The sequence below is a fragment of the Pseudomonas sp. JS425 genome, from assembly GCF_018223845.1.
Lineage (GTDB): Bacteria > Pseudomonadota > Gammaproteobacteria > Pseudomonadales > Pseudomonadaceae > Aquipseudomonas > Aquipseudomonas asiatica.
The window spans coordinates 5,332,590-5,345,866 of record NZ_CP073661.1 but is presented as its reverse complement, the minus strand read 5'-3'; the positions used below and the strand labels follow the sequence as shown (position 1 = coordinate 5,345,866).

Genomic DNA, 13,277 nt, shown 5'->3' with positions numbered 1-13,277 from the left:
TTCAATTCTCTCGACGGTCTCGAATTTCAGGGGACGTCGCTACGACATGCCGGGGCAGGGTCACGCGGATCCGGGTGCCACGTTGCCGTTCGATATCGGCCGGGCTGTCGATGGTGATTTGCCCATAATGCTCTTCCACGATGGAATAGACCAGAGCAAGCCCCAGTCCGGTTCCTTCGCCCGGGTCCTTGGTGGTGAAGAAGGGTTCGAACAGGCGGTCCATGATGTTCTTCGGGATCCCGCTGCCTTCATCCTCGACGATCAGGTCGACGGTGTGCTCGCTGACTTCGCTGCGCACGCGCACGGCGCTGCCGGGCTTTGATGCGTCGCGGGCGTTGGAGAGCAGGTTGATCAGCACCTGGGCCAGGCGCTGCGGGTCCCCTTCGGCCCAGTGCTCCGGGTCGCAGAGGTTGAAGAACTGTACTTCGAAATTGCGCCGGTTCAACGCCAGCAGACCGATGGCGTCCTGCGCCACTTCGGCCAGGCATACCGGTTCTTCGCTGTTCTGGTGGCTGCCGCCGGCATGGGCGAAACTCATCAGCGACTGGACGATGCGCGATACCCGCTTGGTCTGTTCGAGAATCTGGCTGGACAGCTCGATGATTTCGCCATCGCCCTCACGCTCTTCGCGCAGGTTCTGCGCCAGGCAGGCGATGCCGGTGATCGGGTTGCCGATTTCGTGGGCCACGCCGGCGGCCAGACGGCCGATGCTGGCCAGGCGTTCGGAGTGCACCAATTTGTCTTCCAGGGCCTGGGTTTCGGTAAGATCCTCCACCAGCAGTACCAGGCCGCTGTTGCCCGGGGCCAGCGGCTCGTCGATGGCCGCCTTGTGCAGGTTCAGCCAGCGCGGCTGGCCGTCCAGCGCCAGGCGCTGCTTGTGCAGGTGCTCGTCTGGCACGTTGATGAAGCCTTGCAGCAGGCCGCGCCAGGGTTCGCTGATGGTGACCAGGCGCGAGCCGACCACGTGCTTGGCGGCGATGCCGGTGAGCTCTTCCATGGCCTTGTTCCACATCAGGATTTCCTGGTCCTTGGCCAGCGAGCAGACGCCCATGGGCAGTTCCTGCAGGGTCTGGCGGTGGTAGCGGCGCAGGGCGTCGAGCTCGGCGGCCAGGCCGGTCAGGCGCGAGTGGTAGTCTTCCAGGCGGCTTTCGATGAAGTGGATGTCCTCGGTCACGTAGTTTTCGTTACCGGACTTGTACGGCAGGAAGGTCTCGACCATGTCCTGGGCCACGCTCGGCCCCATCAGGCCGGACAGGTTGGCCTCGATGCGGTCGCGCAGGCGGCGCAAGGCATAGGGGCGGCGCTCGTCGAACGGCAGGTAGAGATCGCGCAGGGCCTGTTCCACTTCCTTCTGTGCGGCCTTGGCGCCCAGCGGCTTGGCCAGTTGGGTGGCGAACTCCTGTGGCGAGGCGGCGTGCAGCTCGCGGCGTTGCGGGCGGCGCACATTGTCCACTGCGCAGGCTTCGGCGGCGCTTACCTCTTCGTTGCTGGCGTTGGTGAACAGCGAGATCAGGGTGAACAACAGCACGTTGGCCGCCAGCGAGGCGATGGCCGCCATGTGCCAGCTGGTGTCGTCCAGCACGTAGATCATGTCCAGCAGCGGGATGTAGAAGCCCTGCAGGTTGCCCAGCAATGGCAGCAGCATGGTCACCATCCACACCAGGGTGCCGGCCAGCAGGCCGGCGATGAAGCCACGGCGGTTGGCAGTTGGCCAGTACAGCACCGACAGCACGCCCGGCAGGAACTGCAACGTGGCCACGAAGGCGACGATGCCCAGGTTGGCCAGGCTCTGGTGGTTGTTCTGGGTGAGGTAGAACATGAAGCCCGCGGTGATGATGGCGACGATCAGCGCGCGGCGGGTCCACTTCAGCCAGCGGTAGATGTTGCCTTCGGCCGGCGGCTGGTACAGCGGCAGCACCAGGTGGTTGAGGGCCATGCCCGACAGCGCCAGGGTTGTGACGATGATAAGCCCGCTGGCGGCCGACAAGCCGCCGATGTAGGCCAGCAGCGCCAGTGCCTGGTTGTTGGCGGCAAGCCCCAGGCCCAGGGTGAAGTATTCGGGGTTGGTGGTGGCGCCCAGACGCAGGCCGGCCCACAGCACCAGCGGCACGGCCAGGCTCATCAGCAGCAGGAACAGCGGCAGGCCCCAGCTGGCGCTGACCAGCGAGCGCGGGTTGAGGTTTTCGGTGAAGGCCATGTGGTACATGTGCGGCATGACGATGGCCGAGGCGAAGAACACCAGTAGCAAGGTGCGCCATGGACCTTCCTGCAGCGGCGTATGCAGAGCGGCCAGGGCGGTCTGGTTCTGCAGCAGCCACACTTCCAGTTCGTGCGGGCCGCCGAACACGCCATAAAGGGCATACAGGCCGATACCGCCCAGGGCCAGCAGCTTGATCACCGACTCGAAGGCGATGGCGAACACCAGCCCTTCGTGCTTTTCGCGTGTGGCGATGTGCCGCGAGCCGAAGAAGATGGTGAACAGGATGATGAGCGTACAGAAGGCGAAGGCCACACGTGCCTTGACCGGCTCACCGGTAAGGATACTGATCGAGTCGGCTACCGCCTGGATCTGCAGGGCCAGCAAGGGCAGAACGCCGATGAGCATGATGATGGTGGTCAGCGCCCCGGCCCAGGTGCTGCGGAAGCGGAACGCCAGCAGGTCGGCCAGCGAGGACAGCTGGTAGGTACGGGTGATCTTCAGGATCGGATAGAGCAGCACTGGCGCCAGCAGGAACGCGCCGGACACCCCCAGGTAACAGGCAAGGAAGCCGTAGCCGTACTGGTAGGCCAGGCCCACCGAGCCATAGAAGGCCCAGGCACTGGCGTATACGCCCAGCGACAGGGTGTAGGTCAGCGGGTGGCGAATGATCGAGCGCGGGATCAACCCCCGCTCGCTGATCCAGGCCACACCGAACAGCACCATGAGGTACGCGGCGCTGATCAGGATCATCTGGGTCAGGCTAAAGCTCATCGGCATCTCGTTGGCTCTGCAGGATGAAGGTGACGACGATCAGGATCAGCCAGAGCAGGTAAGGGCGGTACCAGGCTCCGGTCGGTTCGATCCACCAGTCCATGATGGCCGGGGAGAACAGGTAGATCCCCACGACCAGAAGCAGGACCAAACGATAGATGTACATGCTGGCCTCGATGGTTGGGCGCTGCGGGCTTGGACTTATTATTGGCGCAAATGGCTGGGGGGATGCTAGCGGGAATCCATGGTGTTCGCCAAGAGGTTGAATTTATTGGGCTTTTGTTTTTGAGGGATGGGTTGCTTGTGCCGGCCTCTTCGCGGGTGAACCCGCTCCCACAGGTAATGCGCTTTCCTCAGGTGTGGTGAGGGCCCTGTGGGAGCGGGTTTACCCGCGAAAGGGCCGGGCCTGCCTCAGCGCAAATCAGCCTCTGGCACCGTGGTCCGCTGTGCAATCGCCTCGGGCCGCCACTGTTTGCGAGCTACCGCCAATACCTCCGCCGGCGTTGCCAGCAGCAACTCGGGGTCGGCTTTCTGCCCCAGCGCCCGCAACGCCCGCAGCAACAGCGGTGTCGCCTGGTCCGCCTGCAGCGGCGGCGAGCGGTACGACTTGCCCAGCTTGTGCCCGTCCGGCTGCACGATCAGCGGAATATGCAGGTAACGCGGCTGCGAGAAGCCCAGCAACTCTTGCAGGTACAGCTGGCGCGGGGTGTTGTCGAGCAGGTCGGCGCCACGCACGATGTCGGTAACACCTTGCCAGGCATCGTCCAGTACCACCGCCAGTTGGTAGGCATACAGCCCGTCGCGGCGCTGGATGACGAAATCGCCCACTTCACGCCCCAGGTGCTGCTGGAACTCGCCCTGTACGCGGTCGGTAAAGCGGTAGATCAGCTCTGGCACGCGCAGGCGGATCGCCGCGCCATCCCTAGCATGCCCGGCATTGCGGCAAAGGCCCGGGTAGATACCGTTGTAACCCTCAAGCTGCTTGCGCGAGCAGGTGCAGGCGTAGGCCAGGCCCATGTTGAACAGGCGGTCGACCACCGCGGCATAGGCATCGTGCCGCTGGCTCTGGAACACCACTTCGCCGTCCCACTCCAGGCCGTAGCGCTCCAGGGTCTGCAGGATCGCATCGCGAGCACCGGGCATTTCCCGAGGCGGGTCGGTGTCTTCCATGCGCAGCAGCCAGCGGCCGTTCACGGCGCGGGCATCGAGCCAGGAGGCGAGGGCGGCGACCAGCGAGCCGAAGTGCAGGAAGCCGCTGGGGGTGGGGGCGAAACGTCCGATGTAGCTTGAGTGGGTCATGGTCAGGCTGGGCATATAAATGAAACGGGGCGCATGATGCGCCCCGTTCAGGTGGAAAGAAAGATCAGCCTTTGCCGACCGTCTTTTCCTTTTTCTCGGCGATTTCCTTGCAGTCGAAGCACAGGTCGGCGGTAGGGCGGGCCTCCAGGCGACGCAGGCCGATCTCGATGCCGCACGATTCGCACCAGCCGTACTCGTCGGCCTTGATCTTGTCGAGGGTCTTGTCGATTTTCTTGATCAGCTTGCGCTCGCGATCGCGGTTGCGCAGCTCCAGGGCGAATTCTTCTTCCTGGCTGGCACGGTCGGCCGGGTCTGGGAAGTTGGCTGCCTCGTCCTTCATGTGGTCCACAGTGCGGTCCACACTGGTCATCAGCTCTTGCTTCCAGGCGCCGAGAAGCTTGGTGAAGTGCTTCTTCATGGGCTCGCCCATGTACTCTTCACCTTTGGATTCTACGTAGGGCTCGACACCGTACATGGTCTGGGCTTTTTGCTTTTCTACGGTGGACATGAATAGACCGCCTCTCACTCATCTGATCCAATGCGCAGGCTGCTCCATCTCCGGCACCCGCCGGCCCTGCGACTGCGAGCCGCCGAACTTACCAGATAGATCGGGGGTGCGCTACCCCGCCCGATCCTGGTAATTGACAGCGGCCTGAGCCGCACGTTCGGTGGCGTGCAGAGGTAGAATCTCCAGTTTAGACCCAATTGAGAGAAGGTCATGGCCCACCCCTACAGTGCGCGCAGCCGCGCCATCGAACCCTTCCACGTCATGGCGCTGCTGGCCCGGGCCAACGAGCTGCAGGCGGCCGGACACGACGTGATCCACCTGGAAATCGGCGAGCCGGACTTCACCACGGCCGCGCCCATCGTTGCCGCCGGCCAGGCAGCATTGGCCGCCGGGCACACCCGCTACACCGCCGCACGCGGCCTGCCGGCACTGCGCGAAGCCATTGCTGGTTTCTACGGCCAGCGTTATGGCCTTAGCGTCGACCCTGAGCGCATCCTCATCACCCCGGGTGGTTCCGGTGCGCTGCTGCTGGCCAGCAGTCTGCTGGTCGACCCAGGCAAACATTGGCTGCTGGCCGACCCAGGCTACCCGTGCAACCGCCACTTCCTGCGCCTGGTCGAGGGCGGGGCGCAGCTTGTGCCGGTGGGTCCGGATGTGAATTACCAGCTGACTGCCGACCTTGTCGACCGCTACTGGGACAAGGACACGGTCGGAGCCCTGGTCGCCTCGCCGGCCAACCCGACCGGTACCGTGCTGGGGCGTGACGACCTGGCCAACCTGTCCCGCGCCACCCGTGAACGGCACGGCCATCTGGTGGTGGACGAGATCTATCACGGGCTGACCTATGGCATGGACGCGCCCAGCGTGCTGGAAGTGGACGACTCGGCATTCGTCCTGAATAGTTTTTCCAAGTATTTCGGCATGACCGGTTGGCGCCTCGGCTGGCTAGTGGCGCCTCCTGGCGCGGTGGCCGACCTGGAGAAGCTGGCACAGAACCTGTACATTAGTGCGCCAAGCATGGCCCAACATGCCGCGCTGGCGTGTTTCCAGCCCGAAACCCTGGCCATTTTCGAGGAGCGCCGCGCCGAGTTCGCCCGCCGCCGCGACTACCTGTTGCCCGCCCTGCGCGAACTGGGCTTTCGCATTGCCGTCGAGCCGCAGGGGGCGTTCTACTTGTATGCCGACATCAGTGCCTTTGGCGGTGATGCGTTCGCCTTCTGCCGGCACTTCCTGGAGACCGAGCACCTGGCCTTCACCCCGGGCCTGGACTTCGGCCGTCACCTGGCCGGCCACCATGTGCGCTTTGCCTACACCCAGAGCCTGCCGCGCCTGGAAGAGGCGGTGCAGCGGATTGCTCGCGGCCTGCGGAGCTGGCAAGGCTGATGCAGTTCCATCCCCCACTCGAACAGGGCCGCCTGCTGCGCCGCTACAAACGCTTTCTGGCGGATATCGAACTGCCCGGCGGCGAACAACTCACCATCCACTGCCCCAACACCGGCTCCATGCTCAACTGCATGCGTGAAGGCGGGCAGGTGTGGTTCAGCCGCTCCAACGACCCCAAGCGCAAGCTCCCGGGCACTTGGGAAATCAGCGAAACCCCGCAGGGGCGGCTGGCCTGTGTGAATACCGGGCGGGCCAATGCGCTGGTCGAAGAGGCCCTGCGTGCCGGCATCATCGCCGAACTGGCCGGTTTCAGTGCGCTAAGGCGTGAGGTAGCCTACGGCGAGGAAGGCAGCCGCATCGACTTTCGCCTGGAGTTCGACGGTGCCCCGGCCTATGTCGAAGTCAAGAGCGTGACCCTGGGCTACCCAGCCAGCACGGTCGCGGCCTTTCCTGATGCGGTGACCCAGCGCGGCGCCAAGCACCTGCGAGAGCTGGCGAAGTTGGCCAGGCAAGGCGTGCGGGCTGTGCAGCTGTATTGTGTGAACCTGACCGGTATCGACGCGGTGCGCCCGGTCGAGGAAATCGATGCGGCTTATGCTCAGGCCCTGCGCGCGGCAGTTTCAGATGGAGTGGAGGTGCTGGCCTACGGCGCACGCCTGGACTCCGAAGGCATTGTCATCGACCGCCGCCTGCCGGTGCTGCTTACCCCTTGAGCCAGATGCCCTGGCTGTCCTCGTGGCAGCTCAGGGCCTGCAGTTGCTCGCCCTCGCACGGCCCGGCCACGCATTCTCCACTTTCGATCAGAAACAGCGCGCCATGATGGGCGCAGTGAATCAGGCTGGCGCTGTCATCGAGAAACGCATCTTCTACCCAGTTCAGCGGGATGCCGCGGTGCGGGCAACGGTTGCGGTAGAGGTACACCTGGCCCTGGCGGCGTACGCCGAACAGTTCGATGCCGTCTACGCTGAAGGCGCGGCTTTGGCCTTCGGCCAGGCCGTGGGAGGTACAAAGGAAGTGCATGGCAAAGACGACTCGTGGAACAAGTGATGGCTTGACGCTTCAATGCGAATAATTATCAAATTGTCCATATTCGCTGCGCCCGGCTGCCTATGGTGCGCAGTTCCGTCGCTCGCCACAAGGCGCGCGGCTCGCCTGCAGAAGGAACCCGATGATGCGCCGTCCTGTCGCCTTGCTCGCTCTGTGCGCGAGCGTTGTGCTGTCCACCCAGGCCCTGGCGGCCGAGCTGCCGCAGCGTTGGGTCAGCGCTGGTGGCGCACTGAGCGAATGGATCAGCGCACTTGGCGGTGAAGCGCGCTTGGTGGGTGTGGACACCACCAGCCAGCACCCGCAATCGCTGAAGTCACTGCCTAGCGTCGGCTACCAGCGGCAGTTGTCTGCGGAAGGCATTCTCAGCCTGCGCCCGGATGTGCTGGTGGGCACCGAAGAAATGGGGCCGCCACCGGTACTGGCGCAAATCCGCAAGGCTGGCGTGCGGGTCGAACTGTTCTCCAGCAAAGCCGAGGTGGCGGCGGTGGATGAAAACCTCAAGCATCTGGGGCAATTGCTGGGCGCAGAAGAGCAGGCCGCGGTCTTGGCGTCGGGTTACCACCAGCAGCTCGATGCCTTGCAGGCCAGGGTCAGGCAGGCCCAGGCCGGGCAGAAGGCGCCAGGAGTGTTGCTGCTAGTCGGGCATGCGGGTGCCAAGCCGCTGATCGCCGGGCAGGGTACCGCTGGCGACTGGCTGCTGAGCCAGGCAGGCGGGCGCAACTTGGCAGAACATCAGGGCTACAAGAATTTCTCCAGCGAAGCACTGGCTGCGCTGGACCCGGATGTGATCGTGTTTTCCGACCGGGCGCTGGCCGATGACCAAGCCTTGAAGGCGTTGCTGAAAGAAAACCCCGCGCTGGCGACCTCGCGCGCCGTGCGAGAGAAACGCCTGGTATCGCTTGACCCGACACTATTGGTCGGCGGGCTCGGGCCACGCCTGCCGGCAACACTTCAGTTGCTTGCGGCTACCTTCTATCCGGCCGCCAAGATCAGCCTCTACCAATGAAACAACGGGTCCAGCCACGCACACTGTTCGTTTGCCTGGGCCTGTTGTGCCTGTTGGCGGTGTGGTTGTCTTTGGCCTTGGGGCCGGTCAGCCTGCCGTTGTTCGATACCCTGCGTGCCGGCTTGCGCTTGCTGGGGTTACCCATTGCCGCTGACGGCCTGCAGCAGGCCGAGATGATCCTCGGCCAGATCCGCCTGCCGCGCACCTTGCTGGGATTGGCGGTGGGCGCGGTGCTGGCGCTGTCTGGTGTGGCCATGCAGGGGCTGTTCCGTAACCCTCTGGCCGACCCCGGGCTGGTAGGGGTTGCCGCCGGAGCAGCGGTGGGCGCGGCGGTGGCCATCGTTGGCGGCAGTTGGCTGGGCGGCATGCCGGATGTGCTTGCCCCCTACCTGTTGTCGCTGTGCGCTTTCATCGGCGGGCTGGGCGTGACTGCGCTGGTTTATCGTCTGGGGCGACGCGACGGCCAGACCAACGTCGCCACGATGCTGCTGGCCGGTGTGGCCATGACCGCGCTGGGCGGTGCTGCCGTGGGGTTGTTCTCCTACCTGGCCGACGACGCCACGCTGCGCACGCTGACCTTCTGGAACTTGGGCAGCCTCAATGGTGCCAGTTACCAGCGGCTGTGGCCTTTGCTGCTGGTGGCTGCGGGCGTGGCAGTGTGGCTGCCACGTCGGGCCAAGGCGTTGAATGCCATGCTGCTTGGTGAATCGGAGGCGCGTCACCTGGGCATTGACGTGGAGCGGCTCAAGCGCGAGCTGGTGTTCTGCACGGCGCTGGGCGTGGGTGCGGCGGTGGCGGCAGCAGGGCTGATCGGTTTCATCGGCCTGGTGGTGCCGCACCTGGTGCGCCTGCTGGCCGGGCCTGATCACCGTGTGGTGCTGCCAGCTTCCTTGTTGGCTGGCGGTGCGCTGATGCTGTTCGCCGATTTGGCGGCGCGGCTGCTGCTGGCGCCTGCCGAGCTGCCGATCGGCATCGTCACGGCCTTTATCGGCGCACCGTTCTTCCTGTTCCTGCTGATACGAGGGCGCAGTTGATGTTGCAAGCCGAGGGGCTGTACTTGCGGCGGGGCAGCAACGAAGTGCTGCATGACATTCATCTGCAGCTGAGCCAGGGGCAGGTGGTGGGTGTGCTCGGCCCCAACGGTGCCGGCAAGAGCAGCCTGCTAGGAGTACTGTGTGGTGAGCTGGCGCCCAATCACGGGCGGGTGACGCTACAGGGCAGGCCACTGGCGGACTGGGCAGGGCAGGAGCGAGCCAGGCGCCTGGCGGTGTTGCCGCAGGTGTCCAGCCTGGGGTTCTCGTTCCGGGTCGAGGAAGTGGTGGGCATGGGGCGCATGCCCCATGGCACCGGGCAGCGGCGCGATGCTGAAATCGTCGAAGCGGCCTTGCGGGCAGCGGATGCCTGGCACCTGGTGGAGCGCAGTTACCTGGCGTTGTCTGGCGGCGAGCGGCAAAGAGTGCACCTGGCTCGGGTGCTGGCGCAGCTGTGGCCGGGCGAGGCGGGTTCAACGCTGCTGCTGGACGAGCCAACCTCGATGCTCGACCCGTTGCACCAGCACACCACCCTCGAAGCCGTGCGCCGCTTTGCCGACCGTGGCGCCGCGGTGCTGGTGATCCTGCATGACCTGAACCTGGCGGCGCGCTACTGTGATCGTATCCTGCTGCTGGAGCAGGGGCGCTGCCATGCCTTTGCCGCACCCGAAGCAGTGCTGACGCCGGCGGCGTTGAAGGCGGTATACGGGATCGACGTACTGGTACAGGCGCACCCGGAGCGTGGGCATCCGCTGATCATCACCCGCTAACGCTGGCGCGGTCCTACAAGGGCTCGTGCAGGCCATAAATGGAGGTGCTGTCCATGCGACATCCGCTGCTGTCCGCTTTCTCGCTGTGCCTGGTGCTGGAACTGGGTGGCTGCCAGGCCAGCCTGCCGCCCCTGCCCGCCTGGCAGAGCAGTGAGGGGCGCAGCCATGCCGAGCTGGGGCATATCGTCGATCTTGCTGATGGTCAGCTGATCAGCCCTGAGCAACTGGTGCAGCGCCTGTCTACCGCTCCCCGGGTACTGGTCGGCGAGAAACACGACAACCCCGACCATCACGCACTGCAGCTGTGGATGCTGCGCGCCCTACAAGGCCAACGTGTGCAGGGCAGCCTGCTGCTGGAAATGCTGCAGCCCGAGCAGCAACCGCTGCTGGACAACCTCGCGGGGCAACCTTTGCCGGTAGACCTGCCCAAGGCCTTGGCCTGGCAGGACGGCTGGGATTGGCAGCTGTACGGGCCAATCGTGACCGAGGCTTTGCAGCAGCGGGTGCCTGTGCTGGCCGCCAACCTCTCGCCCGGCGAGATGCGCCAGGCCTATCGTCAGCCGGCTTCGTTACCGGGCGAACGCTCCAATGCGCCGACGGTCAAGGCCGCCTTGCTGGAGCATGTGCGTGCCGGGCATTGCGGGATGCTGCCAGAAAGCCAGTTGCCGGCGATGCTGGCCGTGCAGCAGCAGCGCGACCGGCGCATGGCCGAGCGCTTGCTGGCGGCGCCGCAGCCAGCACTGCTGCTGGCCGGGGCCTATCACGTGCGCAAGGACCTGGGTGTACCGTTGCACTTGGCTGACCTGCAAGCGCAGGGGGAGAGCAAGGTGCTACTGCTAGCTGAGGTTGGTGAGCAGGTCGAGGCAGGCGAGGCTGATTTTGTGTGGTACACGGCAGCGATGCCGGAGCAGGACTATTGCGCGCAACTGCGGTGACGGGGCTGTAATAGGCAAAAAAAGACCCGGCAAATTGCCGGGTCAATAACCGTGATTAGCCTGATGAGGAGATAATCTGAGAGTCCGAACCAGGGGCTCTTAGCTTATCCAACCAGTCTCGCGACCAGTTGTGATAATCATAACTATTCTCATTTCGACGTCAATCCCTTTCCCGAGATTATTTCTGATTTTTTTGCGCAGGGCTTTTCGCATCCAGTTGTTGGTTGAGCGCTTCTTTGCGCTCCAGCGGCAAATCGTTCCAGTGCATGTCCAGCAGGGCGCCTTCAATGGCATACAACAGCACCTTCGATGCGCGGAACCCTCGTGTCTTCACGGCCTGGTACGCACCTACCGCGCCCAGGCGGCGCAGATCCGATGCACTGTGGATGCCGGCTGCATGCAGCCACTGCGCAGAGGTCTTGCCAAGGTTCTTCAGATGCTGCAATTCATCGTTCATCGAGCCTCCTTGCGATGGCTGAACGGGGATTGGGGGATAAATCGCGAGCAGGTCAGAGAGGAGTGTAGCGGGGGATAGGAAATGCGCGGCCTTTTGCCATAGGGGGCGACGAGATGTCCTGTGCCGGCCTATTCGCGGGTAAACCCGCTCCCACAAGGTTATCTGCAAGCCTCACGACTGAGGCAGTACCTGTGGGAGCGGGTTCACCCGCGAATAGGCCGGCACAGGAAAGCGCCGACCTTACAGCCCAGGCAAGCGCTGGCGAATCTGCTCGATCACCTGGTCCATGCTCCCGGCGCTCTGGGTATCGACGCGGGTGCTCTGCACCAGTTCCTGTGCATCCAGTGGCTCACGACTGGCCTGCTGGGCTTTGACCACTTCCAGGGTGGCATCCGACGGGTCGGTATTTTCTGCCTGGCGCTGCTCCAGCCAGCTGGCGATGACCGCATCCGGCGCATGGCAGTCGAGGATCAGGAACGGCACGCCCGTCTGGCTGGCGATGTCCGCTGCGGCCTGGCGCTGATCACGTTTGAGGTAGGTGGCATCCAGCACCACCGGGAAGCCGGCCCGCAGTACGGTCGCTGCCACCTCGTGCAGGCGCTGGTAGGTCGCGACACTGGCGTCCTGATCATAGATGCCGGTACTCAGCTGGCCAGCCTCAGCCTGCTGCTGTTCACCGAACAGGCGCTTGCGCTCCACATCCGAACGCACGCGGACGGCGCCAAGGGCTTCGACCATGCGCATGGCCACGTGGCTTTTGCCCACAGCCGAAACACCGTGGGTAATGGCCAGCAGGCGCGACGGGATGGCGCTGTAGCTTTCTGCCAGGTTGGCATAGTTGCGGTAGGTGCGAAGAGTGGTGGCGCGCTGCACGCCATCGGCATCGGCTGGCATGCTGAACAGTGCAACCTTGGCCCGTACCAGCGCGCGGTAGGCTTTGTAGAAGTTGAGCAGTTCCAGGCCTTCGTAGTCGCCGGTCAGTTCCAGGTACTGGCTGATGAAGCGGCGGGCCAGGCATTTCAGGCCGCGGTCTTCCAGGTCCATGGCCAGGAAGCCGGTATCGGCGTACACATCGGTCAGGCGGAACGGTTCGTTGAACTCGATGCAGTCGAAGATCACCACCTTGCCGTCGATCAGGGTGGCGTTGCCCAGGTGGATGTCACCGTGGCATTCACGGATGAAACCATTGGCCTTGCGCTTTTCCAGCAGGCCATGCAGGCGCTCGAAGCTGCTGCGTGCCCAGGCCTGCAGGGCGTCGAGTTGCTGCAGGTCGGCCTTGTCGCTGAGGAACGGGCGAATCTGCTCGAAGTTCTGCTCCACAGGTGCCATCACGCTGTCCGGCGTGCCCAGTGGGTGCTCCACCGGCACGCGTGGGGCCTGCAGGTGGAACTCGGCGATCTGCCGGGCCATCTGGTCGATGTGCGCGGCGTTCAGTTCGCCATTGGCCTGCAGGGTGTTGAGCATCTGCCCCTGCGGGAACTGGCGCATCTTCAGCACGTACTCGATGGCTTCGCCTTCACCGCCGATCTGCGGCGCGTCGACGCTACCGGTGATCGGCAACACTTCAAGGTACAGGCCATCGGTCAGGCGCTGGTTCAGGCGCAATTCTTCGTTACAGAAATGCCGGCGCTGGTCCAGGCCGGTGAAGTCGAGGAAGCCGAAGTTCATCGGCTTCTTGATCTTGTAGGCATACTCGCCGGTGAGCAGGACCCAGGAGATATGCGTCTCGATGAGCTGGAACCCATCCACGGGGTGAGGGTACAGGGCTGGGTTCTGCAACGCAGTGATAAGGGCTTGGCTCACGGGAAATCCTTCCGGGGGCAGGGAATTCGAATGCGCCATTATGGTCAATGGTGCCGTCCCTGCCTAC

General features: G+C 64.2%; 13 protein-coding genes. 6 read left to right on the top strand and 7 right to left on the bottom strand.

Going from position 1 to position 13,277, the window contains the following annotated elements; all coding sequences use genetic code 11:
- Position 1: 1 nt before the first annotated feature.
- The 4 genes from KDB76_RS24630 to dksA form a co-directional block, all read right to left on the bottom strand.
- Positions 2 to 2,977 carry a sensor histidine kinase gene (locus tag KDB76_RS24630; protein WP_023661523.1) on the bottom strand — a complete coding sequence of 992 codons (2,976 nt, stop codon included), beginning with the start codon at positions 2,975 to 2,977 and terminating at the stop codon, positions 2 to 4.
- A complete protein-coding gene (locus KDB76_RS24625; RefSeq protein ID WP_003250005.1) occupies positions 2,961 to 3,137 on the bottom strand; it encodes a hypothetical protein in 177 nt (58 codons plus the stop codon). Before KDB76_RS24625 ends, KDB76_RS24630 begins: the two co-directional genes overlap by 17 nt.
- 245 nt (positions 3,138 to 3,382) lie before the next feature.
- Positions 3,383 to 4,270, bottom strand: a complete 888-nt coding sequence (gene gluQRS / locus KDB76_RS24620; protein ID WP_024087757.1) for a tRNA glutamyl-Q(34) synthetase GluQRS — start codon at positions 4,268 to 4,270, stop codon at positions 3,383 to 3,385.
- A 64-nt stretch (positions 4,271 to 4,334) separates the two neighbouring features.
- Positions 4,335 to 4,778 carry an RNA polymerase-binding protein DksA gene (dksA, locus tag KDB76_RS24615; RefSeq protein ID WP_003259209.1) on the bottom strand — a complete coding sequence of 148 codons (444 nt, stop codon included), beginning with the start codon at positions 4,776 to 4,778 and terminating at the stop codon, positions 4,335 to 4,337.
- Between the two features lie 210 nt (positions 4,779 to 4,988).
- On the opposite strand from dksA, the gene KDB76_RS24610 reads away from it, so the two are divergent.
- The gene (locus KDB76_RS24610) at positions 4,989 to 6,161 is read left to right on the top strand and encodes a pyridoxal phosphate-dependent aminotransferase (protein ID WP_013974267.1); all 1,173 of its coding nucleotides are present in this window, start codon (positions 4,989 to 4,991) and stop codon (positions 6,159 to 6,161) included.
- Positions 6,161 to 6,874 carry a DNA/RNA nuclease SfsA gene (gene sfsA / locus KDB76_RS24605; protein WP_038410154.1) on the top strand — a complete coding sequence of 238 codons (714 nt, stop codon included), beginning with the start codon at positions 6,161 to 6,163 and terminating at the stop codon, positions 6,872 to 6,874. Before KDB76_RS24610 ends, sfsA begins: the two co-directional genes overlap by 1 nt.
- On the opposite strand, the gene KDB76_RS24600 is transcribed toward sfsA, so the two are convergent.
- On the bottom strand, positions 6,864 to 7,181 hold the full coding sequence (locus KDB76_RS24600) for a Rieske (2Fe-2S) protein (RefSeq protein WP_013974265.1): 318 nt from the start codon (positions 7,179 to 7,181) through the stop codon (positions 6,864 to 6,866). The two genes, sfsA and KDB76_RS24600, sit on opposite strands and share 11 nt — an antisense overlap.
- Before the next feature lie 148 nt (positions 7,182 to 7,329).
- Here KDB76_RS24600 and KDB76_RS24595 point away from each other — a divergent pair, with 148 nt between their 5' ends.
- From KDB76_RS24595 to KDB76_RS24580, 4 genes are read left to right on the top strand one after another with little or no spacing between them, the layout of a single operon-like run.
- Complete coding sequence (locus KDB76_RS24595; protein ID WP_038410153.1) at positions 7,330 to 8,214, top strand: ABC transporter substrate-binding protein; 885 nt, start codon at positions 7,330 to 7,332, stop codon at positions 8,212 to 8,214.
- Positions 8,215 to 8,264: 50 nt separating this feature from the next.
- A complete protein-coding gene (locus KDB76_RS24590; protein WP_162097118.1) occupies positions 8,265 to 9,248 on the top strand; it encodes an iron ABC transporter permease in 984 nt (327 codons plus the stop codon).
- The gene (locus KDB76_RS24585) at positions 9,248 to 10,015 is read left to right on the top strand and encodes a heme ABC transporter ATP-binding protein (protein WP_013974262.1); all 768 of its coding nucleotides are present in this window, start codon (positions 9,248 to 9,250) and stop codon (positions 10,013 to 10,015) included. Before KDB76_RS24590 ends, KDB76_RS24585 begins: the two co-directional genes overlap by 1 nt.
- A gap of 53 nt (positions 10,016 to 10,068) precedes the next feature.
- Positions 10,069 to 10,950, top strand: coding sequence for a ChaN family lipoprotein (locus tag KDB76_RS24580; RefSeq protein WP_024087753.1), 882 nt, complete (start codon positions 10,069 to 10,071; stop codon positions 10,948 to 10,950).
- Between the two features lie 178 nt (positions 10,951 to 11,128).
- Here KDB76_RS24580 and KDB76_RS24575 read toward each other — a convergent pair whose 3' ends face one another.
- The gene (locus tag KDB76_RS24575; RefSeq protein ID WP_013974260.1) at positions 11,129 to 11,407 is read right to left on the bottom strand and encodes a TfoX/Sxy family protein; all 279 of its coding nucleotides are present in this window, start codon (positions 11,405 to 11,407) and stop codon (positions 11,129 to 11,131) included.
- 240 nt (positions 11,408 to 11,647) lie between these two features.
- The gene (locus KDB76_RS24570) at positions 11,648 to 13,210 is read right to left on the bottom strand and encodes a bifunctional aminoglycoside phosphotransferase/ATP-binding protein (RefSeq protein WP_023661649.1); all 1,563 of its coding nucleotides are present in this window, start codon (positions 13,208 to 13,210) and stop codon (positions 11,648 to 11,650) included.
- Positions 13,211 to 13,277: the final 67 nt, after the last annotated feature.

Coding starts and splice junctions, on each gene's coding strand:
- KDB76_RS24630 (WP_023661523.1), bottom strand. CDS start 2,977: ATGCCGATGAGCTTTAGCCTGACCCAGATGATCCTGATCAGCGCCGCG.
- dksA (WP_003259209.1), bottom strand. CDS start 4,778: ATGTCCACCGTAGAAAAGCAAAAAGCCCAGACCATGTACGGTGTCGAG.
- KDB76_RS24610 (WP_013974267.1), top strand. CDS start 4,989: ATGGCCCACCCCTACAGTGCGCGCAGCCGCGCCATCGAACCCTTCCAC.
- KDB76_RS24625 (WP_003250005.1), bottom strand. CDS start 3,137: ATGTACATCTATCGTTTGGTCCTGCTTCTGGTCGTGGGGATCTACCTG.
- sfsA (WP_038410154.1), top strand. CDS start 6,161: ATGCAGTTCCATCCCCCACTCGAACAGGGCCGCCTGCTGCGCCGCTAC.
- KDB76_RS24585 (WP_013974262.1), top strand. CDS start 9,248: ATGTTGCAAGCCGAGGGGCTGTACTTGCGGCGGGGCAGCAACGAAGTG.
- KDB76_RS24595 (WP_038410153.1), top strand. CDS start 7,330: ATGATGCGCCGTCCTGTCGCCTTGCTCGCTCTGTGCGCGAGCGTTGTG.
- KDB76_RS24575 (WP_013974260.1), bottom strand. CDS start 11,407: ATGAACGATGAATTGCAGCATCTGAAGAACCTTGGCAAGACCTCTGCG.
- gluQRS (WP_024087757.1), bottom strand. CDS start 4,270: ATGACCCACTCAAGCTACATCGGACGTTTCGCCCCCACCCCCAGCGGC.
- KDB76_RS24580 (WP_024087753.1), top strand. CDS start 10,069: ATGCGACATCCGCTGCTGTCCGCTTTCTCGCTGTGCCTGGTGCTGGAA.
- KDB76_RS24600 (WP_013974265.1), bottom strand. CDS start 7,181: ATGCACTTCCTTTGTACCTCCCACGGCCTGGCCGAAGGCCAAAGCCGC.